General features: G+C 67.2%; 19 protein-coding genes. 7 read left to right on the forward strand and 12 right to left on the reverse strand.

Annotation, left to right across the window (positions count from 1 at the left end; genetic code table 11):
* Positions 1 to 204: 204 nt before the first annotated feature.
* Positions 205 to 2,142: a M61 family metallopeptidase gene (locus ACW179_RS19390; protein ID WP_492061160.1), complete on the reverse strand. Its 1,938-nt coding sequence runs from the start codon at positions 2,140 to 2,142 to the stop codon at positions 205 to 207.
* Positions 2,143 to 2,384: 242 nt separating this feature from the next.
* Here ACW179_RS19390 and ACW179_RS19395 point away from each other — a divergent pair, with 242 nt between their 5' ends.
* From ACW179_RS19395 to ACW179_RS19415, 5 genes are all read left to right on the forward strand, one after another.
* Entirely contained in the window at positions 2,385 to 3,008 is a 624-nt protein-coding gene (locus ACW179_RS19395; protein ID WP_492061162.1) for a PepSY-associated TM helix domain-containing protein, read from the forward strand.
* Positions 3,009 to 3,018: 10 nt separating this feature from the next.
* A complete protein-coding gene (locus tag ACW179_RS19400) occupies positions 3,019 to 3,531 on the forward strand; it encodes a DUF2271 domain-containing protein (RefSeq protein WP_492061164.1) in 513 nt (170 codons plus the stop codon).
* An 11-nt stretch (positions 3,532 to 3,542) separates the two neighbouring features.
* Complete coding sequence (locus ACW179_RS19405) at positions 3,543 to 4,421, forward strand: DUF4198 domain-containing protein (RefSeq protein ID WP_492061166.1); 879 nt, start codon at positions 3,543 to 3,545, stop codon at positions 4,419 to 4,421.
* Positions 4,422 to 4,580: 159 nt separating this feature from the next.
* Positions 4,581 to 5,573 (forward strand): FAD:protein FMN transferase, encoded by a 993-nt coding sequence (locus ACW179_RS19410; protein ID WP_492061168.1) that lies wholly within the window; start codon positions 4,581 to 4,583, stop codon positions 5,571 to 5,573.
* On the forward strand, positions 5,570 to 7,093 hold the full coding sequence (locus ACW179_RS19415) for a sulfite reductase subunit alpha (protein ID WP_492061170.1): 1,524 nt from the start codon (positions 5,570 to 5,572) through the stop codon (positions 7,091 to 7,093). Before ACW179_RS19410 ends, ACW179_RS19415 begins: the two co-directional genes overlap by 4 nt.
* Here ACW179_RS19415 and mobA read toward each other — a convergent pair.
* From mobA to ACW179_RS19450, 7 genes are all read right to left on the reverse strand, one after another.
* The gene (mobA, locus tag ACW179_RS19420) at positions 7,087 to 7,620 is read right to left on the reverse strand and encodes a molybdenum cofactor guanylyltransferase (protein WP_492061172.1); all 534 of its coding nucleotides are present in this window, start codon (positions 7,618 to 7,620) and stop codon (positions 7,087 to 7,089) included. The genes ACW179_RS19415 and mobA overlap by 7 nt on opposite strands.
* A gap of 86 nt (positions 7,621 to 7,706) precedes the next feature.
* Complete coding sequence (gene rpsD, locus ACW179_RS19425) at positions 7,707 to 8,324, reverse strand: 30S ribosomal protein S4 (RefSeq protein ID WP_492061174.1); 618 nt, start codon at positions 8,322 to 8,324, stop codon at positions 7,707 to 7,709.
* Between the two features lie 151 nt (positions 8,325 to 8,475).
* Positions 8,476 to 8,781 (reverse strand): hypothetical protein, encoded by a 306-nt coding sequence (locus tag ACW179_RS19430; protein WP_492061176.1) that lies wholly within the window; start codon positions 8,779 to 8,781, stop codon positions 8,476 to 8,478.
* A gap of 38 nt (positions 8,782 to 8,819) precedes the next feature.
* Positions 8,820 to 9,194 (reverse strand): hypothetical protein, encoded by a 375-nt coding sequence (locus ACW179_RS19435; protein ID WP_492061178.1) that lies wholly within the window; start codon positions 9,192 to 9,194, stop codon positions 8,820 to 8,822.
* Between the two features lie 98 nt (positions 9,195 to 9,292).
* Positions 9,293 to 9,565 (reverse strand): hypothetical protein, encoded by a 273-nt coding sequence (locus tag ACW179_RS19440; RefSeq protein WP_492061180.1) that lies wholly within the window; start codon positions 9,563 to 9,565, stop codon positions 9,293 to 9,295.
* Between the two features lie 157 nt (positions 9,566 to 9,722).
* Entirely contained in the window at positions 9,723 to 10,556 is an 834-nt protein-coding gene (gene fghA, locus ACW179_RS19445) for an S-formylglutathione hydrolase (RefSeq protein ID WP_492061182.1), read from the reverse strand.
* A gap of 229 nt (positions 10,557 to 10,785) precedes the next feature.
* Complete coding sequence (locus ACW179_RS19450) at positions 10,786 to 11,895, reverse strand: S-(hydroxymethyl)glutathione dehydrogenase/class III alcohol dehydrogenase (protein WP_492061183.1); 1,110 nt, start codon at positions 11,893 to 11,895, stop codon at positions 10,786 to 10,788.
* Positions 11,896 to 12,011: 116 nt separating this feature from the next.
* On the opposite strand from ACW179_RS19450, the gene ACW179_RS19455 reads away from it, so the two are divergent.
* A complete protein-coding gene (locus ACW179_RS19455) occupies positions 12,012 to 12,890 on the forward strand; it encodes a LysR family transcriptional regulator (protein ID WP_492061185.1) in 879 nt (292 codons plus the stop codon).
* Between the two features lie 203 nt (positions 12,891 to 13,093).
* On the opposite strand, the gene ACW179_RS19460 is transcribed toward ACW179_RS19455, so the two are convergent.
* From ACW179_RS19460 to ACW179_RS19470, 3 genes are all read right to left on the reverse strand, one after another.
* Complete coding sequence (locus ACW179_RS19460) at positions 13,094 to 14,371, reverse strand: DUF1254 domain-containing protein (protein ID WP_492061186.1); 1,278 nt, start codon at positions 14,369 to 14,371, stop codon at positions 13,094 to 13,096.
* A 79-nt stretch (positions 14,372 to 14,450) separates the two neighbouring features.
* A complete protein-coding gene (locus ACW179_RS19465; protein WP_492061188.1) occupies positions 14,451 to 14,867 on the reverse strand; it encodes a host attachment protein in 417 nt (138 codons plus the stop codon).
* 107 nt (positions 14,868 to 14,974) lie between these two features.
* Positions 14,975 to 15,757: an RNA methyltransferase gene (locus ACW179_RS19470; RefSeq protein ID WP_492061191.1), complete on the reverse strand. Its 783-nt coding sequence runs from the start codon at positions 15,755 to 15,757 to the stop codon at positions 14,975 to 14,977.
* A 114-nt stretch (positions 15,758 to 15,871) separates the two neighbouring features.
* Between ACW179_RS19470 and bla the strand changes: the two genes are divergently transcribed.
* Positions 15,872 to 16,912: a class A beta-lactamase gene (gene bla, locus ACW179_RS19475; RefSeq protein WP_492061193.1), complete on the forward strand. Its 1,041-nt coding sequence runs from the start codon at positions 15,872 to 15,874 to the stop codon at positions 16,910 to 16,912.
* Here the strand turns inward: bla and ACW179_RS19480 are convergent.
* Complete coding sequence (locus ACW179_RS19480; RefSeq protein ID WP_492061195.1) at positions 16,909 to 19,425, reverse strand: ATP-binding protein; 2,517 nt, start codon at positions 19,423 to 19,425, stop codon at positions 16,909 to 16,911. The two genes, bla and ACW179_RS19480, sit on opposite strands and share 4 nt — an antisense overlap.
* Between the last annotated feature and the right edge of the window lie 152 nt (positions 19,426 to 19,577).

The following is a 19,577-nucleotide window of genomic DNA, read 5'->3' on the forward strand; positions in this document are numbered from 1 at the left end:
ATGTCGTCAAGGCGGGCGAGCGGCGCTTGCGCCAACAGAAAAGGGCCCGCTCGGACAAGCGGGCCCTTCCTTTGAGGGCGTTCATGGGTGGGGGGACCCGAACGCCTTGAGACTAGGGCGAAGCTTTTGGCCGCGCGACGCGCGTTTTGCCGCAGGCGCCCCGTTTGCGCTGCGACAAAACGCCCGGGCTCGCGATTTCCCAGCCTATTTGCGGGCCGCCAGGATGTCGTCCAGCCGCGCGGGCGTCCCGGCGATCCGCTCCAGGCGCGGATAGCGAAGTCCGCCGCGCCAGTCGATCTTGACCATGCGATAGCGGTCGCCGTCCTTGATCAACAGTTCAACCAGCGGATTTTCCGGCTTGGCGGCGGCCTTGATCGCGTCCTTCAGTTTGTCGGCGTCGTAGGTCTCGCCATTGACGGCCACAACGGTCACGCCCTGGGTCAGACCCGCCTTGAAGGCCGGGCCGCCCCATTGCACGTCCGACAGCACGCCCGCCGCCCCGACCGTCAGGCCCAGCGAATAGGCCAGGTTGGTGATCTTGCCGCGGGTCTCGGCCGACTTGAAATAGTCGGTCGCGGTGTCGGTATAGATCAGCTTGTAACCGCCCCGGGTCAGGCCATCCAGCGGCGCGCGTTCCGACAGGCCCTCGATGCGCACCTTCAGGAACCCCGTCCAGTCGTGGGCGACCACGCCATTCAGCGTCGCGGCCACATCCTCGAACGTATAGGTGCGCGGCACATAGGAGCCGCTGTCGACGCCAAAGAAGGCCTTGGCGAAATCGTCCAGGGACTTCTTGCCGCCGGTCTTCTCGCGGATCAGCGTATCGGCGTCCAGCCAGACCAGCTGGCCTTCCGAATAGTAGTCCTCGCTGCGCTGGTAGCTGACCCAGGACAGCGGCTTGCGCATGGCGATGATCGGATCGTTGGTGGTGTCGGCCACGCTGCGCCAGTCGCGGCCCCGCCGAGTGTCATAGAGCGCCGCCGTCATGGCCAGGGAGTCCAGGCTCTGCTGCTTGGTGTGCAGGTTGGAGCGCGCCGACAGCACATTGCCCCAGTACTGGGTCTGGCCCTCATAGACCCACATCAGGCTGTCGCGCATCGGCTCGTTCAGGGTCGGGGTCCACAGGTCGGCCCCGCGGCGGAACTTGCCGTTCCACGAGTGGGTGAACTCGTGAGGCAGCAGGTCACGGCCGACATAGGTCTTTTCCCAGTCGGTGAAGTACTTGGGCGCGACGCGGTTTTCGCTGGACCGGTGGTGCTCCAGGCCAATGCCGCCCAACTGATCCGACAGGGCGACCAGGAAGTCGTAGTGGTCGTAATGATACGAGCCGTACAGCTTGTAGGCCTGCTGCACGAGGTCCTTGTGGGCCTGGATGTGTTCGGGCTTGAACTCCAGCAGTTCGGGCTTGTCGGCCACCATGTTCAGCCGAACCCGGGCCGGACCGTTGGGGTCAAGGTCGACCGACTTGAAGTAGCGGCCCGCGAACATCGGCGAGTCGACCAGGGTCTCGAAGGGCGTGACCTTGAAGGTCGTGACCTGCCCCTCAGTCTCGGCGACCTCCAGGGCCGAAGCGAACTGCCAGCCCGCGGGCAGCTTCACACTGGCCTCGACCGGGATTTGCCGCGTGTAGTAGCCGGCCGGATAGAAGCCCATCTGCAGCCATTGCAGGTTCAGCATGTCGGGGGTCATCACCTGACGACCGACCCGGCTCTCGACGGGCGACAGGAACTGGTAGCTGAGCTCCAGCTCCGAGACGCCCTCTGGAACCTCGACATGGAAGGCGAAGACCTGAACCGGATCGCGCGTCCAGGCCAGGCGCTGACCCTTGGCGGTGATCACCAGGCCGGCCAGCTTGTCGATGTCATTGCGCGGCGAGTGGCCGCCGGGCACCCATTGCGGGTACAGGATCGTGAACTTGCCGGGCTTGGCCACGGGAATGGTCTGGCGGATCTCGAAGATCTTGCGTTCCAGATCGGTGGCATCGACCGACAGCTTCAGTGTGCCCGGATAGGGAATATCCTGCGCCGCCACGATCGGCGGGGTCGGTGCCGAGGGCTGCGGCAGGGTCTGGGCGACAGCACTGGTGCAGGCCAGGGCCAGGACCGAGACGGAAAAGAGCAAGGTTCTCACGAAATACCCCAAAGCGGCTCGCTGGCATGCGCCCAGCGGTCAGAGGCCGGAATGTTTCTTGTGTTGAGGGCCGATTGTCGAGGCCAAGTTGCCCGAACATCGTGATCTGATTTCAGGCCAGCGGCTCAGCCAACGGCGCACTGTTGCGATCCGCAATCATTCAGCAACATCGGAATGCGAACTCGCACTTGTAATTGCAATTCGTTCTCAAGTATGGACGAGCCGTTCTCTTCCCCCAGGGTTTCGCCGCCGCCGTGTCGACCACTTCGCATCGCCGCTCTTTCTGGCTCAAGCAGCTGCACCAGTGGCACTGGATCAGTGCGGCCCTGTCGCTGATCGGCATGCTGTTGTTCGCGATCACCGGGATCACCCTGAACCACGCCGGCAAGATCGAGGCCGAGCCCGTCGTGGTCAGCCGCAAGGCCACCCTGCCGGCCGACCTGATCGCCGACCTGACCAAGGGGCCGGTCGAGGGCAAACGCCCCCTGCCCCTGAAGCTGCAGCACTGGCTGGACAAGGCGGTCGGGACCGACATCGCCGGCCGCGAGGCCGAATGGTCCGACGCAGAGGTCTATGTCGCCCTGGCCCGCCCCGGCGGCGACGCGTGGCTGTCCATCGACCGCGAGACCGGCGCGGTCGAGCACGAGAAGACCACGCGCGGCGCGGTGTCCCTGCTCAACGACCTGCACAAGGGTCGCAACACCGGCGTGGCCTGGTCGTGGTTCATCGACATCTTCGCCGGCGCCTGCGTGATCTTCACGGTCACCGGCCTGATCCTGCTGCAGTTCCACGCCCGGGCCCGGCCCCTGACCTGGCCGCTGGTCGCGGCGGGCCTGGCCGCGCCGGTCATCCTCGTCATCCTTTTCGTCCACCTCTGAGGTGTCTTCCGTGAAGCGTTCCATCTCCCTGCTGACCTTCGCCGGCGCCGCCGTCGGCGCTCCGGCCATGGCCGCTGATCTCAACGTCACCGTCGAGATCCCGCGTCTGTCCGTGGCCGAGTACCACAAGCCCTATGTCTCGATCTGGATCGAGAACCCCGACGCCACCGCCGCCGGCACCCTGGCCGTCTGGTATGATCCCGACTCCAAGGAAGACCACGGCACCAAGTGGCTCAAGGACATGCGTCAGTGGTGGCGCAAGGCCGGCCGCGAGATGAAGTTCCCGGCCGATGGCGTCAGCGGCGCCACCCGCGCGCCGGGTCCGCAGAAAATGATGTTCAGCGGCACCAAGGGCGCTCTGAAAAACCTCAAGCCCGGCCAGTACACCCTGGTGGTCGAAGCCGCGCGCGAAGTGGGTGGCCACGAGGCCGTCCGCGTGCCGTTCACCTGGGGCAAGCCCGGCAAGCCCGCCACCGCCAAGGGCTCGGCCGAGCTGGGCGCCGTCACCGTTTCCGTGAAGTGAGAGACAAAGCCATGACCCTCAAGACCCGCCTTCTCGCCGTCGCGGCTGCTGGCCTGGCCCTGGCCCTGCCCCTTTCGGCCAGCGCCCACCGCGCCTGGATGGTGCCCTCGTTCACCGTGCTTTCGGGCGACGGCTCGTGGGTGACGGTCGATGCGGCCATCTCCAACGAGCTGTTCTATCCCGACCACCGCGCCATGCGGCTGGACGGCGTCAGCGCCCTGGCGCCCGACGGCTCGACCCAGAAGCTGCAGAACACCGCCACCGGCCAGTATCGCTCGGTGTTCGACGTCCAGCTGAACCAGGCCGGCACCTGGAAGATCTTTTCGGCCAGCAACACGGTCCAGGCCAGCTGGACCGAAAACGGCGAGATCAAGCGCTTTCGCGGCAGCCCCGAGGACTTTGCCAAGCAGGTTCCCGCCGGTGCCGCCGACCTGAAGACCATCAAGAGCAGCAGCCGCAACGAAACCTTCGTCACGCGCGATAAGCCCAGCACGGAAGTCTTCAAGCCGACCGGCCAGGGCCTGGAGCTGGTCCCGGTGACCCACCCCACCGACATCGTCGCCACCGAGCCGGCGACCTTCAAGTTCCTGCTCGACGGCAAGCCGGCCGCCGATCTTGAAGTCACCCTCGTGCCCGGCGGCGCCCGCTGGCGGGCCACGCCCGGCGACATCAAGGTCAAGACCGGCCCGGACGGCACGGTGAAGTTCACCCTGCCCGACGCCGGCATGTACTGGGTCAATGCTTCGGTGCGTTCGGGCGAAACCGGCCGCGGCGGCCCTCCCGGCGGCGGCATGGGTGCCCCGGGCGCGGCTCCGGCGCCCGTCACGGCCCTGGCCGGCAACGGCGTCTCGGCCAGCTACACCGCCGTGATCGAAGCCCAGCGGCCGTAAAGAGAAGCTCCCTTCCCCCTTGATGGGGGAAGGGTCGGGGATGGGGGTGACGGCGTCGCAGGATGTGGCGCGGCCTAGGCTTAGGTGGCCAGCTCCCGATCACCCCCAACCCTGCCCTTCCCCCATCAAGGGGGAAGGGTTCTGATGTGCGACCTCCCCATGACCCGCGTCCTCGTCCCCCTCCTGACCACGCCCCCTGCCCGGCCGCTCGGCGGGGTGGTTCACGCCGTCTCCGGCAAGACCATGGGCACAAGCTGGTCGGCGCGCTTCGTGGCCCATAGCGGGGCCGACCTGCCGGGCCTGAGCGCCCAGGTGCAGCGTGCGCTCGACGCGGTCGTGGCCCAGATGAGCGCCTGGGAGCCCCTGTCGGACCTGTCGCGCTACAACCGGTCGGCCGCCGGCAGCTGGACAATCCTGCCCCCGGAAATGGCCAAGGTGCTGCGCCGGGCCATCGAGATCGCGCAAGCCACCAACGGCGCCTTCGATCCGACCCTGGGCGCCCTGACCGACCTCTGGGGCTTTGGGCCGCGCCCCTTCAGCGGCGAGCCGCCCCCGCGCCAGACCGTTGACGCCGCCCTGCAGACCGGGGGCTGGACGCGCCTGACCCTGGACGGCGACGCCCTGTTCCAGCCGGGCGGCCTGCGCCTGGACCTCAACGGCATCGCCAAGGGTTTCGGCGTCGATCAGGCCGCCGCGGCGCTCGAACGGGCCGGGGTGCGCAGCTATCTCGTCGAGGTCGGCGGCGAACTGCGCGGCACGGGCGCCAAACCTGATGGTCAGCCCTGGTGGGTGGAGCTGGAGCGTCCACCGGCTGCCAACGACGCCCTGCGCACCCTTGTCGCCCTGCACGACCTGTCGGTCGCCACCAGCGGCGACTACCGCCGGTTCTTCGAGCATGACGGCCGCCGCTACGCCCACACCCTGGACCCGGCCTCCGGCGCGCCCAGCATGCGCGATGTCGTCAGCGCCACCGTGCTGGCCAGAACCTGCATGGACGCCGACGCCTGGGCAACGGCCCTGACCGTGATGGGTCCGCAGGAGGCCCTGGCCTTCGCCACGACCCACGCCCTGCCCGCCCTGATCGTCAGCCGATCGGCGACAGGCCTGCAAGAGCGCCTGTCGCCCGCCCTTTCGGCGATGCTGGACGCATGATCGACCTCTCCGCCCTTGATCCCGAAGCCCGTCGCCAGATCGCGGCCGGCGGGGTGGCCCTGGCCTGGATCGCCTTCAGCGGGTTGATCGCCGCGCGCGAGGCCGCGCGCCGCCGCGCCGGACGGCGCGAGGCCGCCGCCTTGGCCAGCGGATCGGGCGAGCCCGTGCTGGTCGCCTATGCCAGCCAGACCGGCTTTGCCGAAGAGCTGGCCCTGGCCACGGCCAAGGCCCTGACCGCAGCGGGCGCACCCGTCACCCTGCGCGACCTCTCGACCGTGACGGCAAGCGATCTGGCCACCGCCGGCCGCGCCCTGTTCCTGGTCAGCACCACCGGCGAGGGCGACGCCCCCGATCCGGCCCGCGCCTTCATCCGCGACGTGATGAGCACGACGCCGGACCTGTCGGCCCTGCGCTATGGCGTGATGGCCCTGGGTGACAGCAGCTATTCGCAGTTCTGCGCCTTTGGCCGCACGCTCGACGCCTGGCTGGCCCATCAGGGCGCCGCGCCGTTGTTCGACCGGGTCGAGGTCGATGACGGCGACGAGGCCGCCCTGCGCCACTGGCAGTCGCAGATGGCCGTCCTGACCGGTGTCACCGACCTGCCCGACTGGAGCCGCCCGGCCTACGGTCGCTGGATCCTGACCGAGCGTCGCCTGCTGAACCCCGGCAGCCCCGGCGGCGAGGCCTGGCATGTGCGGCTGGAACCGCTGGACGGAACCGCGACGTGGCAGGCCGGCGACATCGTCGAGATCGGCCCCCGCAATGATCCCGCCGAGGTCGCCGACCTTGTCGCGCGTCTGGGCCTGGACACGGCCACGGCGCAGGCCCTGGCCTCACGCCGCCTGCCGCACGCGCCGGACGCGCTCGACGCCCTGGCCGGACTGCCCGGCGACGCGGTGCTCGACCGCCTGACCACCCTGCCCCACCGGGAATACTCCATCGCCTCCCTGCCGGGCGATGGCGGGATCGAGCTGATCGTGCGGCTGATGCCTCGCGCAGACGGCAAGCCGGGCCTGGGCTCGGGCTGGCTGTGCCACTTCGCGCGAATCGGCGAGGTGCTGGACGCCCGCGTGCGGACCAATCGCAGCTTTCACGCCCCCGAAGGGAACGTGCCGCTGATCCTGATCGGCGCTGGAACGGGCCTGGCCGGACTGCGTGCCCACCTCAAGGCCCGCGCCGCCGCCGGACAGGGGCGCAACTGGCTGGTATTTGGTGAACGCACCGCCGAGCACGACTATTTCCACCGTCCGGAAATCGAGGCCTGGACGGCGTCGGGCGTGCTGGATCGCCTGGACCTGGCCTTCTCCCGCGATCAGGGCCAGCGAACCTATGTCCAGCACCGCCTGCTTGAGGCCGCCGACACCGTGCGCGCCTGGGTGGCCCAGGGCGCCGCGATCCTGGTCTGCGGATCGCTGGAAGGCATGTCGCGCGAGGTTCATGCCGCCCTGGTCGAGATCCTGGGCGCCGAGGCGCTGGAACGGCTGACGGATGAAGGCCGGTATCGGCGGGACGTTTATTGAGGCGGTAGAAGCCGCGCCCGCTCCTCGGGCGTATTAGCCCCGCGCAGCCGCGCCTCGGCCTCCATCGGAACCGGCAGCACCGCCAGGCCTGCCCGCTCGACCAGCCGTCGCAGCGGCCACCCGGCCTCTACGTCGGCAGGTAGGGCCGACAGCTCCAGCATCATGGGCAGCGGCAAGCCGTCATAGGTCGCGCCAGGGGCCGGTGCGGCCACCAGAGGGGCCAGATCCTCAGCGGTGAGGGTCGGGGCGTCCACCGCCAGCACCAGCGCCCGGATCAGACCCTGGGCCCGCAGCGCCGCGACCCCGGCGATCACCCCGCCCACCGGACCCGCGCCCGGCTGCGGATCGGCGATCCACGACAGGCCGAGATCTGCGCCGACGGTCAGCACGCTGTGCGCGCCCACGTCCCGCGCCAGGGCCGCCAGGCGGTCAACCGCCCGCACCCCGCCCCAGTCGAGCGCGGCCTTGTCGCAGCCCATACGGCGCGAACCGCCGCCGGTGAGGATCAGGGCACCAAAGGATGTCATTGCGAAGCTCTAGCCCGCCCAGCGACCAAAGAAAAAGGCCCCGGATCGCTCCGGGGCCTTTTCCGTATCGGTATCGAAGTCGGTTCTTACGAAGCGTAGAATTCGACGACGAGGTTGGGTTCCATCTTCACCGGATACGGCACTTCCGACAGTTCCGGAGCGCGCACGAAGGTGGCCGACAGGCCCTTCACGTCGACGGTGATGTATTCGGCGAAGTCGCGTTCGGCCGAGACGACGGCTTCCAGCACCAGAGCCATGTTGCGCGAACGCTCGCGGACGGCAATCACGTCACCGGGCTTGCAGCGGTAGGAGGCGATGTTGACGCGCTTGCCGTTCACGGTCACGTGGCCGTGGTTCACGAACTGGCGGGCGGCGAACACGGTCGGCACGAACTTGGCGCGATAGACGATGGCGTCCAGGCGCGACTCGAGCAGCGAGATGAGGTTTTCCGAGGTGTTGCCCTTGCGGCGGGCGGCTTCCTCGTAGGTGCGCGAGAATTGCTTCTCGGTCAGGTTGCCGTAGTAGCCCTTCAGCTTTTGCTTGGCGCGCAGCTGCAGACCGAAGTCGGAAACCTTCTGCTTGCGGCGCTGGCCGTGCTGGCCGGGGCCGTAGGACCGCTGGTTGACCGGCGACTTGGGCCGGCCCCAGAGGTTTTCGCCCATACGGCGATCGATCTTGTACTTGGCGCTATGGCGCTTGGACATGTGTAGCTCTTCAGTTCGATCCGGGCCGGCACCTCAAGAAGTAGAGGCGCGATCTCAACGGCGGCGTCGCATCAGTCCGTCATATGATTCCACGCCACACGGCGAGCCGGCGGCGGGAAGGCGCGGTTTATGACGGAGGGGCGACGGGGAGTCAATCACCCGGCGGGCGGACGTCTCTGAGAAGTCTTTCGCGCAGGGCCCGCGACCTCTGCTGCTGTTTCCGATGACCGATCCGCCAGACCGTCCAGAAGACCAGGTACAGCGCCACGGCCAGAACCGGGAACAGCAGAGTCAGGGGTTCAAAGCCGTCCCTCCGGCCCCATCGTCCGATAATGGGCAGGTCCAGAACATCGCCCAGCACCGCCGCACCGCTCAGCAGGAACACCACCACCGCCGACCGCCAGGGCGTAAACGGGTTGATGATGTCGTCGTAGCGGTCGGGGTCTTCGCGGAACATGGCCCGAATCTAGACCATGTTCCGCTACTACAAACAACCTATGGCCGCACGATCGGGTTGCGCACCCGCACCTTGGCGCCGCGCTCGACGCCAAAGGCGTCCAGCGGGAAGCGCAGATCAGTCCCCTCGGCGATCAGAGCGCGGCAGAGATCAGGACGCTTGCGGGTAAAGACGAAGCTGGCGACGTCATCGCGCCGGACGCTCTCGACCGCGAAGTCATCATTGCGGGTGCAGCCGTTGGACGAGACCCGGATAACGAGGTCGCCCTTGTCGACCGTCGCCCCATAGATGGGCTCAAGGTCGGTCTTGGTGATGTTGATCGAGGTGTCCGGGCGATCGTCGGCGTCGATGATCACGCAGGCGCTGGTCGACAGGGCGATGGCGACGACGGCGGCGAGCGATGCGAGTTTCATGTGGGTTCCCCTCCAATGGGTCAGCTTGACCTTGGAGCCAGATGCGCAGCGCCTGCCTGAACCCGGGATGAATTACGGAAAGTTCACAACTGTAGGGTTCATCCGAGGTCGATTCGGCGGACGGACTTTTCACGCTTAAGGTGTGTGCGCCGTCGATGCTCCCAGACCCGCCAAAGGCAAAACGGCACAATCAGAAAGATCGAAGACAGCACCGCAGGGAACCACCAAAATCCTTCGATGCTGCCATCGCGCCAGTCGAAGTAGAAGAACCCGAGAAACAGTCCGGCCACGCCGATCCAAAGACGGATCCACTGGCCGCGAGCCCCCTCGCCGTGAGAGATCCATTCGATGAAGCGGACGTAGAGGTTCATTCTAGCTCCTAACGGGCGCTCCTCAGGTCTTGAGCCCAGGCGAGACGTCCGCAGCCTCTTCGCTGGCGGCGTCCACATCATCGAAGATGGAAGACTTGGGAACCATGATGCCAGACTACCACACTCGTCGTCTGCGACAACGGGTGTGGTCAGTGAATTACAATTTCAGCGCGTGCCAATCCACGTGCTCGCCGATAAACGACGTGATGAAGAAGTAGCTGTGGTCGTAGCCTAGCTGCCGCCGCACCGTGACCTTGCGACCGGCGTTCGTGGCGGCGGCCTCGATCAATTCAGGCTTGAGCTGATTCTCAAGGAAATTGTCGGCCAGCCCCTGGTCGATCAGGATGTCGTCGAAGGCCTCGCCCGCTCCATCCTCGATCAGGGCGCAGGCGTCGTGGGCGCGCCACAGGCTACGGTTCTCGCCCAGATAGGCGGTCATGGCCTTGTCGCCCCAGGGACAGTTCAGCGGTGAGACGATGGGCGAGAAGGCGCTGACCGACTTGAAGAGCTCAGGATTGCGCAGGGCGATGGTCAGGGCCCCGTGGCCGCCCATCGAGTGGCCGAAGATCCCCCGGCGCGATCCGTCCAGCGGGAAGGTGCCGTCGACGGCCTCCAGCAGGTCCTTGGTCACATAGGAATACATCTGGAAGTGTGGTGCCCACGGCGCTTGCGTGGCGTCGACATAGAAGCCCGCCCCCTGCCCCAGGTCATAGGCCGAATCATCGGCGACGCCGTCTCCCCTCGGCGAGGTGTCGGGCGCGACGATGGCGATCCCGTGCCGGGCGGCGTGCTCATAGACGCCCGACTTGACCGTGAAATTGTCTTCCGTGCAGGTCAGGCCAGACAGCCAGACCAGATAGGGAAACGGCCCCTCGCCGTCTGGCGTCCACACCGTGAACTTCATCGGCGTTCCGGTGCTGGCGCTGGCGTGCTTGCCGTAGCGCAGGGTTCCGCCGTGGACGCGGTGGGTGGCGGTGATGTCGACGGTCATGCTTCGAGCTCTTCGAAGAGGCCTTCCTCTTCCCAGGGATATGAACCGGTCCAATTGCTTTGTAGGCAAAGGAAATGCGCCCAAAAACTCTGCGCTCGCGGCTCTGGAGCGTCGTCACGCCAATCTGCGAAATTCTGTCCGGTCAGCACAACCGCCGACTGCTCCTGTTCAGGGCTAATGGCCCTGGAGCAGAAGCAGCACTGATAACCGGTGTCGTTCGCAGCGCTCACTAGAACGTCACCACCGTCCGGATGCTCTCGCCGGCGTGCATCAGGTCGAAGGCCTTGTTGATGTCTTCCAGCGGCAGGACGTGGGTGATCATCGGGTCGATCTGGATCTTGCCGTCCATGTACCAGTCGACGATCTTGGGCGTGTCGGTGCGGCCGCGCGCGCCGCCGAAGGCGGTGCCCTTCCAGACCCGGCCGGTGACCAGCTGGAACGGACGGGTCGAGATCTCTTTCCCCGCCTCGGCCACGCCGATGATGATGCTCTCGCCCCAGCCCCGATGGCAGGCTTCCAGCGCCTGGCGCATGACCGTGGTGTTGCCGGTGGCGTCAAAGGTGTAGTCGGCCCCGCCGTCGGTCATGGCCACCAGATGGGCCACCACGTCGCCGTCGATGGTCTTGGGGTTCACAAAGTGGGTCATGCCGAACTGCCGGCCCCAGGCTTCGCGGTCGGGATTGATGTCAACGCCGATGATCATGTTGGCGCCGACCAGCTTCAGGCCCTGGATGACGTTCAGGCCAATGCCGCCCAGGCCGAACACCACCGCATTGGCACCCGGCTCGACCTTGGCGGTGTTGGTCACCGCGCCGACGCCGGTCGTCACGCCGCAGCCGCAGTAGCAGGCCGACTTGAACGGCGCGTCCTTGCGGATCCGGGCCACGGCGATCTCGGGCAGGACCGTGTAGTTCGAGAAGGTCGAGCAGCCCATATAGTGGTGGATGGTCTGGCCCTTGTAGGAGAAGCGGCTGGTGCCGTCCGGCATGAGCCCCTTGCCCTGGGTCGCGCGGATGGCCGTGCAGAGGTTGGTCTTGCCCGAGAGGCAGCTTTTGCACTGGCGACATTCGGGCGTGTAGAGCGGGATCACATGGTCGCCGACCGCCAGGCTGGTGACGCCGGGGCCGACCTCGACCACCACGCCCGCGCCTTCATGGCCCAGGATCGAGGGGAACAGGCCCTCGGAGTCCAGGCCGTCCAGCGTATAGGCGTCGGTGTGGCAGACGCCGGTGGCCTTGATCTCGATCAGCACCTCGCCCGCCTTGGGGCCTTCCAGGTCGACCTCGACGATCTCCAGCGGCTTCTTGGCTTCGAAGGCTACGGCGGCGCGGGTCTTCATCGGGTGTGTCTCCGGAACAGGGGCTGGCCTTTGGTACGCTCATGCCCCGCAAACGATAATCCCGTCGCGCGCAAAACATTGTTGCAGATCTGGGATAATCATCGCATCACGCGGCCATGAGCCGATGGGACGGGATCGACGAGTTTGTGGCGGTGGCCGAGGCCGAAAGCTTCTCGCGCGCCGCCCAGCGTCTGGGCCTGTCGACCTCGGGCGTCAGCCGCGAGGTGGCCCGTCTGGAAGACCGGCTGGCCACCCGCCTGCTGTATCGCACCACACGGCAGGTCAGCCTGACCGATGCGGGACGGTTGTTCCTGGCCCGCTGTCGCGGGCTGATCCAGGAGCGCGACGCGGCCATGCAGCTGGTCGGCGAGGACGAGGCCGAGCTGAAGGGTCAGCTGCGGATGACCTGCTCGTCGGCCTATGGCGAGCGCTATGTGGTCCCGGCGGTCAACGCCTTCGCCCTGGCCCATCCGCGCCTGTCGCTGCACATCGAACTGGACGACGGCATCCGCGATCTGGTCAGCGACGGCTTTGACCTGGCCATCCGGTTTGGGCGTCTCAGCGACAGCCGGCTGATCGCCAAGCGGCTGGCCTCGCGCACCCGTCGCCTCTGCGCCTCGCCGGCCTATCTGGACCGGGCCGGCGCGCCACAGACCCTGGCCCAGATTGCTGACCATGCCTGCGTGATCGGGGCCAGCGAGACCTGGATGTTCAGCGATGGCGGCTCCGAGGTGCTGGTCCGCCCCAAGGGACGCTGGCGCTGCAACAGCGGCCAGGCCGTGCTGGACGCCGCCCTGGCCGGGCTGGGCCTGTGCCAGTTGCCCAACTTCTATGTCGACGCACCGATCGCCGCCGGGGTCTTGGTGCCGCTGCTGGAAACGCATCGACCGGCCGACGAGGGCGTCTGGGCGGTCTATCCGCACCTGCGCCACCTGCCGGCCAAGGTCCGGTTGCTGGTAGAACACCTTGAGGCCGAACTGGCCGTCCGGCGCTAGAGCGTTAGTCGGCGAAGTGGATACCGGTTCGCCGCCGAAATAACGCGTCAAAACAAGAATCTAGAGCAAACGACATGATTCAATCATGGCGACCTTTGCTCTAGAGCGGGTTGTGATCTGATGGAATCAGATCACTCGCTCTAGTCTTTTGTTTTCACGCGCGTTTCATTCCGAAAACCGGTTCCCACTTTTCGGAACGCGCTCTAGACTTGGACGATCGGATCGAAGCGGAACCGCCCCTCCAGCAGTTCGGCCCGGGGCAGATAGGTCCGCAGGGTCATGGAGAACGGGCCGGTCCTTGGGGCCGGCAACCAGTTGGCGCTGCGCTCGCCACCGGGATCGGTGCGGCTGATCCACAGGTCCAGGGTGCCGTCCGCATTGCGCTTCAGGCCCGGAGTGCGGTCGCCGATGGCATAGCGCCCCAGCGGGTTCTGCGTGAAGAAGTACTGGCCGTCCGGTGTCGCCTCGTACATCGACAGCGACCAGAAACCATCCAGCGGCAACCGCGCCGGCAGGGTCAGGCGGTAGAGGCCATCTCCGTTGAACAGGCCGCTGTCATTGTCACCGGCGGCCTTCATGTACATGGCTTCGACCACCGGCAGGGCCCCCAGACCCTGCAGGGCGACGATGGCGCGATAGCCATAGTCGACGCCGTGATAGCCCAGATTGGGCTTGGGATAGGACCAGCCGTTGACGAAGGCGACCCGGCCCGAGGCCAGCTTGGCAATCGCTCGGGCCTGGGCCACCCCGGCCGCCATCGCCGCGCGATCGAAGGCCCCCTCGGTCAACAGCCCGGCCGACCGTTGCACAAGGGCGGCGTCTTCGGCGCGCGGCGGGTCTGCGGCCAGCAGAGCCCGGGCCGTCGCGAAATAGGCTTCGGGCTCGGCATCGCGCTCGAGATAGGCCGGGGGACGCTCGACCTTCGGGCCGCTGACCTTGAAACCGCTCTGCACCTTGCGGGCGGCCGCTAGGTCGCCGGGACCGTCGACCAGCGTCCGGATCAGGATCCAGGCATGGGGCGTGAGAACGCGCACCACGTGGTCGCCCGCCGCAGACTGGCCCGGCCCGACCACCGTGAACACGCCCCCTGCCCCGCCATTGACCCGCGTGCCCAGCACGGCGTCGTTGTCGGTGAACATGTTGAGGATGGCCGCCGAGACATAGCGCTTGCCGCTGGGCGGGATCGTCAGGGTCACCGGCCCCTTCGTCAGGTCGATCCAGGCCAGCGAATAGAGGGTGTCGTTGTTCGGCGTCGTAACGCTGCGATCGTTGTGATCGGAGAGGTTGCGGCGGTGATAGATGGCGTTGGGTCGGGCCCCGCGCTTGAACACGCGCGCCCGGGTGGTGGCCATCTCGATCCACGGCAGGGAAAACAGGAAGGCGTCCCGCGCCAGGGTCGCGGGATCGCTGCCCTGGCCAAGGGCAGCGGCCGGCGCCAGACCCAGGGCACCGGCCATGACCAGCAGGTTCCGACGGTTCATGAGCATTCTCTCCCACACGTTTTGCGGCGCAGGCTAGACTGCTGACACGGTCCCTGTCTTTAAATTTCGTCCCTGGCGGTCAGGCCGCCACGGCGTGGCGCGCGCCGTGGACGACGTCCTGCAGCGTGATCAGGGTTGCATCCAGTCGTTCATGCGGGTCGGCCCCCGTGACCTTCCGTTCAAGGTTGCTCGACAGCGCCTCGCGGAGCTTGCCCAGCGCCCGGGGCGGCAGGATCAGGATCATCTGGTCGAACGGGTGGGCGCGGGCGACCTCGTCCAGCTTGTGAGCCAGATCCTTGATGAAGACGGCCTCGGCGCGGTCGCGCAGGTCGCCGTCATGCGGGATATGGCTGTGCGGCGCGCGGTCCTGATGCTGCTTCAGGCCGGCAAGCCATTCCGGGCGATCGTGCAGAGGGCCGTCAAGGCGCGGCTGCTCCAGAAGTCGGGCGCGGCGGCCGTCAGCCACCACCACAAGGGTCTTTGCATCGGGGATCATGGCGAAACTCCAAAGGTTCACGACCCTGACCCTGCGCCCGGCCGAACACGGGCGACATGATGTGGATCAATCCGAACCTGCAGACCTTATCGATCAACCGCCCCGCATCAGGCCTCAGGCTTGATCGCCTTGGCCGCCAGCTTGGCCAGGACCCGGCCACGGCCGCGCGACAGGGCCGTGATCACACCCCGGAACGTCCGGACCTCCTGTTCGGTCAGGCGGGCCCGGGCCAGGGGCACGCGCAGGTTCCTGACCATAGAGGGCTTCTTTTCGGGCGGATGATAGAAGCCGGCCTTTTCAAGCTCGTCTTCCAGCTGGCCATACAGGCCCAGCAGACTGGACTGGTCGGCCGGGTCCTCGACGTTTTGCTCGAACTTCACCCACGGCCGGTCATTGACCGTCATCATCCACTCATAGGCGTTGATCGACACGGCCTGGGCCAGGTTGAGCGAGCGGAAGCGCTCGTGGATGGGGATGCTGACAATGGCCTGGCACAGGGCGATGTCGTGGGTTTCCAGCCCGGCGCGCTCGCCCCCAAACAGCAGGCCCACCGCCCGGCCCTGGGTCACATCGTCCGACAGCTGGGCGGCGGCCTCACGCGGGGTCAGCACCGGCAGGCGGGTCTCGCGCGGACGGGCCGTGGTGGCGAACACCAATTTCAGGTCGGCGATCGCCGCTTCCAGCGTGTCGAACACCTTGGCGTCGTCCAGCGGCCAGGTGGCACCCGAGGCGCTGGGCCAGGCGCGTTCCTGCGGCCAGCCGTCGCGCGGACGCACCAGGCGAAGGTCGTAGAGGCCGAAATTGGCCATGACGCGGGCGACCGCGCCGATGTTCTCGGCCATCTGCGGTTCGTTCAGGATCACGCAGGGCGGGGCGAAGGAAGAGCTCATGACGTCCCTTTGCCGCCGCCGCGCGTTCCGATGCAAGCCCCCTGTTGCCCCCCTGTTGCCCCGCGTCGGTTCTCGCCGGCTCTTCGGCACCCGCCGGCCCCATGAGAACGCCCGATGCACCGACGCGCCTTCCTGATCTCCGCCGCAGCCCTGACGACGCCGCTGGTCGCCGGCTGCCAGCCCAAGCCCTCGGCGGCAGACAGGCCTGACCCGGTGTTCGACCAGAAGGTCTTCCAGGCCCAACTCCAGACCCTGGCTGATCGCGCTGCGCCCGGACTGCTGGGCGTGGGCGTTCTGGACGCCCAGACCGGCCAGACCCTGGCCTTCAACGGCGTCCGTCGCTTTCCGCTGCAAAGCGTGTTCAAGGCGGCGCTGGGCGCTGGCGTGCTGGCCCAGGTCGACGAGGGCAAGCTGCGACTGGACGAGACGGTCGCGATCCGCGACATCGACCTGTCGCCGCCCTTCAGCCCGATCGCCGAAGCCTGGCCCGCGCGCACGGACTATACACTGGGCGAACTGCTTGAGCGCGCCAGCGGGGCCAGCGACAACACCGCCGCCGATGTGCTGCTGAAAAGGATCGGCGGTCCCGGGGCCCTGACGGCCTGGCTGGTCCAGAAGAAGATCGAGGACTTCCGCGTCGACCGCTATGAGCGCCAGCTTCAGCCCGAGATCATGGGCATGGCTTCGTTCCGCGCCGACTGGAGGGGCGAGGCGACCTATAGGCGCCGGATGCTGGCCGTGCCGCAGGCCATTCGTCGGGCGTCTACGGCGGCTTATCTGACCGATCCGCAAGACACCGCCACGCCGGTTGCCGCTGTGCGGTTTCTGGAAGCGCTGCGGTCAGGCGAACTGCTCGAACCGGCCTCGACCCAGAGGCTTCTGGGGATCATGACCGCCACGACGACGGGCCAGAGCCGGCTGAAAGCCGCCCTGCCCGCCGGTGCCGTCCTGGCGCACAAGACCGGCGGCGCGCGCACCGACCTGGGCATGACTCCGGCCAGCAATGATATCGGGATCATCACCCTGGGCGACGGCCGGCAATATGCGGTGGCGGTGTTTCTCAGCGGCTCAACCGCCCCGGACGCCGAGCGCGACGCCATCATCGCGCAAGCGGGGCGGATCGTGCTCAACACGGCCGTGGCGTCCAGGGCCTAGCCTCCCGCGATGGCCGCCCCTTTCGCGGCGCCCGTGCGGACGCCCGCCAGCGCTTCCAGCAGTTCGGCCGGATGCAGGGGCTTGGCCAGGTGCAGATCGGCGCCCGCCGCCTTGGCCGAGGCCACGTGCTCTTCCATGGCATTGGCGGTCAGCATGATGACCAGCACCCGTTGCGCCCCCAGGGCGACCTCGCGGGCGCGGATGGCGCGGGTGGCCGACAGGCCGTCCATCACCGGCATCTGCATGTCCATCAGGATGGCATCAAAGGTGTCGCGCTCAATGGCGGCCAGGGCGGCGGCGCCGTCCTCGACCATGGTCAGGTCTACGCCGAAGGGACCCAACACGATCTCGACCACCTTGCGATTGGTCGGGTGGTCCTCGGCGACCAGCACCCGCAGGCCTTCCAGAGACACTTCGGCTTCGTCCTGCGAGCCCGTGTCAGCCTCGGCCTCTTGCGAGCGTGGCAAGGGCAGTTCGACCTCGAAGGTGGCCCCCGCCCCCAAGACGGCCCGTCCGTCGATACGGCCGCCCATCATCTCGGCCAAAGCTGCCGAGATCGACAGGCCAAGGCCTGTGCCGCCGAACTGCCGCGTGATCGACTGGTCGGCCTGAACAAAGCGCTTGAACAACCGCTCGCGCACCGTGTCGTCGAAGCCGACGCCCGTGTCGGCGACCGTGAAGGCCAGGGCCTCGCCCCGGCGTGTGACGGCCAGGGACACCGTGCCATGCCGGGTGAACTTCACGGCATTGCCCAGCAGGTTGGACAGGATCTGGCTGATCCGCCCGGAGTCGCCCAGATAGCGGCCCGCCGCCTCGGGCGCGACCGACCAGGAAAAGTTGAGGCCCTTGGCTTCGGCCGCAGCAGCGTGCAGCTGCGCCATGCCGCGCACCAGCCGCTCCAGATCGAACGGCGCAGGGTTCAGCTGGAACTGACCGGCCTCGATCTTCGAGACATCAAGAATATCGCCCAGAACCTGTTCCAGCAGCCGCCCCGACGAGGTGACCAGCGCGCCCAGTTCGCGGCGCACGGCCGGATCGGTCTCTTCGGCCAGCCGGTCGCCGATGGCGATGACCCCGTTCAGGGGCGTGCGCAGTTCGTGGCTCATATTGGCCAGGAAAAGCGACTTGGCCTGGTTGGCGCGCTCCAGTTCAATCGTGCGCTCGGCGACGCGATCTTCCAGCGACCGCAACAGCTCCTCATTGCCCTCGCGCTGCTGGCGCAGGGTGCGGGCCAGGGCGCCGATCTCGTCGTGGCGAGCCTCGACCGGCAGGGTCGCCTCGCGGTCGCCCGTGCGCTGCGCCTTGGCCAGAACGCCCAGCGGCCAGGCCACCGCCCGGCTGACCACGCGATAGACCAGCATCACCTGGATCGCGACGCCCAGCACACCAAACAGCAGCACCCATGAAGCGGTCTTGATCGACGACCAGATCAGGTCGCCTGACGGGAAGATCATCAGGAACCACCAGTTGGGCTCCTTCAGGTGGCCATAGGCGATCACCCGGTCGCCACGCGTGTCGCGGATGGCGCCCACATCGCGGTCGGCCTCGCGGATCTGCGTCATGATCTCGGTGAGGCGCTCCTGCGTCTCCACCTCCCGCAGGCGCCCCGCATCGACCACCCCGTCGCGGGCCAGACCCTGGGCTGCGATGAGCTCGCCCTCAGACGAGACGATCATGTTGCGGCCACCCGGCAGGGCCTCGGCCACGGCCCGCAGCAGATAGGAGTCCAGTGACAGGCTGGTGCCCCAGGCCCCGATGAACTGATCGTTCAAATAGAAGGGCGTCACGCAGGCGGCGTTCAGGCGCCGCCCGCTGGGATCGGAGATCAGCCGCCGCAACTTGGTGCATTTCATCACCCGGTCGGGATTGGTCTTCGGCAGGGTCAGCTGCAGCATCTCCTCGCCGGAGATGTCCAGGTTCGGCGGCGCGTCACGGCGGTAATAGAGCAGCTTGTCGGCCCGCTTGGGCCCGAACATCACAAACCGGGTCTCGGGCGTGAAGAAGTAGAAGTTGTCGTAGTGATGGATTTCGGTCTCGCCGGTATTGGCCACCACCTCCGTCGCGGAAACAAACAGGGCGCGCTCGTTCATGCTCAAGGTCGCGGCGCGCGGCAGAAAGGCACCGACGCCATAGATGAAATGGGCACTTTTGCGAGCGCCGTCGTAGAGGTGCGGGGCGGAGCGACGGGTGCCGTCGCCGAAATCGGGAAACATGGCGTCGAACTCGCCCTTGGCGTCGACCGCGTCGCGACTCTCCAGACGCCTGATCAGCGCCTGGCTGGCGGCGTCGTGAACCTTGACCAGATCCGAAAACAGACGGTCCTCGGTCTTGACGCGCTCGCCGACATACTCCGCCAGATGCCGCATCTGGGTGTCGGCGGCGCTCTTCTGAACAAAGACAAAGGCGACCGCTGTCGCCACCCCGGTCACGGCGATCGACAGCACGGCGACAATCGCCAGCAGGCGACGCGCCAGCGGCGAAGAGACCTCCGTGATCGGTCTGGGGCTGTTCACGCCTCTATATGCCTCCACGGCCCTGAGCCGACCCGCACACTCAAGCTCAATTAGCCCTAACAGCGCCTGAAGACCGCGCGAACCAACCGATGCGCTTTTCCCCTGCGATGCAACAGTCTATAGCCACGTCGTCCGCGCCCGCGACTTGGCCC

It is taken from the genome of Caulobacter sp. AVps18, from assembly GCF_058681425.1.

Bases quoted from the DNA above. Each gene is read 5' to 3' on its own strand.
- ACW179_RS19405 (WP_492061166.1), top strand. From the start codon at position 3,543: ATGACCCTCAAGACCCGCCTTCTCGCCGTCGCGGCTGCTGGCCTGGCC.
- ACW179_RS19410 (WP_492061168.1), top strand. From the start codon at position 4,581: ATGACCCGCGTCCTCGTCCCCCTCCTGACCACGCCCCCTGCCCGGCCG.
- ACW179_RS19415 (WP_492061170.1), top strand. From the start codon at position 5,570: ATGATCGACCTCTCCGCCCTTGATCCCGAAGCCCGTCGCCAGATCGCG.
- mobA (WP_492061172.1), bottom strand. From the start codon at position 7,620: ATGACATCCTTTGGTGCCCTGATCCTCACCGGCGGCGGTTCGCGCCGT.
- rpsD (WP_492061174.1), bottom strand. From the start codon at position 8,324: ATGTCCAAGCGCCATAGCGCCAAGTACAAGATCGATCGCCGTATGGGC.
- ACW179_RS19430 (WP_492061176.1), bottom strand. From the start codon at position 8,781: ATGTTCCGCGAAGACCCCGACCGCTACGACGACATCATCAACCCGTTT.
- ACW179_RS19435 (WP_492061178.1), bottom strand. From the start codon at position 9,194: ATGAAACTCGCATCGCTCGCCGCCGTCGTCGCCATCGCCCTGTCGACC.
- ACW179_RS19440 (WP_492061180.1), bottom strand. From the start codon at position 9,565: ATGAACCTCTACGTCCGCTTCATCGAATGGATCTCTCACGGCGAGGGG.
- fghA (WP_492061182.1), bottom strand. From the start codon at position 10,556: ATGACCGTCGACATCACCGCCACCCACCGCGTCCACGGCGGAACCCTG.
- ACW179_RS19450 (WP_492061183.1), bottom strand. From the start codon at position 11,895: ATGAAGACCCGCGCCGCCGTAGCCTTCGAAGCCAAGAAGCCGCTGGAG.
- ACW179_RS19455 (WP_492061185.1), top strand. From the start codon at position 12,012: ATGAGCCGATGGGACGGGATCGACGAGTTTGTGGCGGTGGCCGAGGCC.
- ACW179_RS19460 (WP_492061186.1), bottom strand. From the start codon at position 14,371: ATGAACCGTCGGAACCTGCTGGTCATGGCCGGTGCCCTGGGTCTGGCG.
- ACW179_RS19465 (WP_492061188.1), bottom strand. From the start codon at position 14,867: ATGATCCCCGATGCAAAGACCCTTGTGGTGGTGGCTGACGGCCGCCGC.
- ACW179_RS19470 (WP_492061191.1), bottom strand. From the start codon at position 15,757: ATGAGCTCTTCCTTCGCCCCGCCCTGCGTGATCCTGAACGAACCGCAG.
- bla (WP_492061193.1), top strand. From the start codon at position 15,872: ATGCACCGACGCGCCTTCCTGATCTCCGCCGCAGCCCTGACGACGCCG.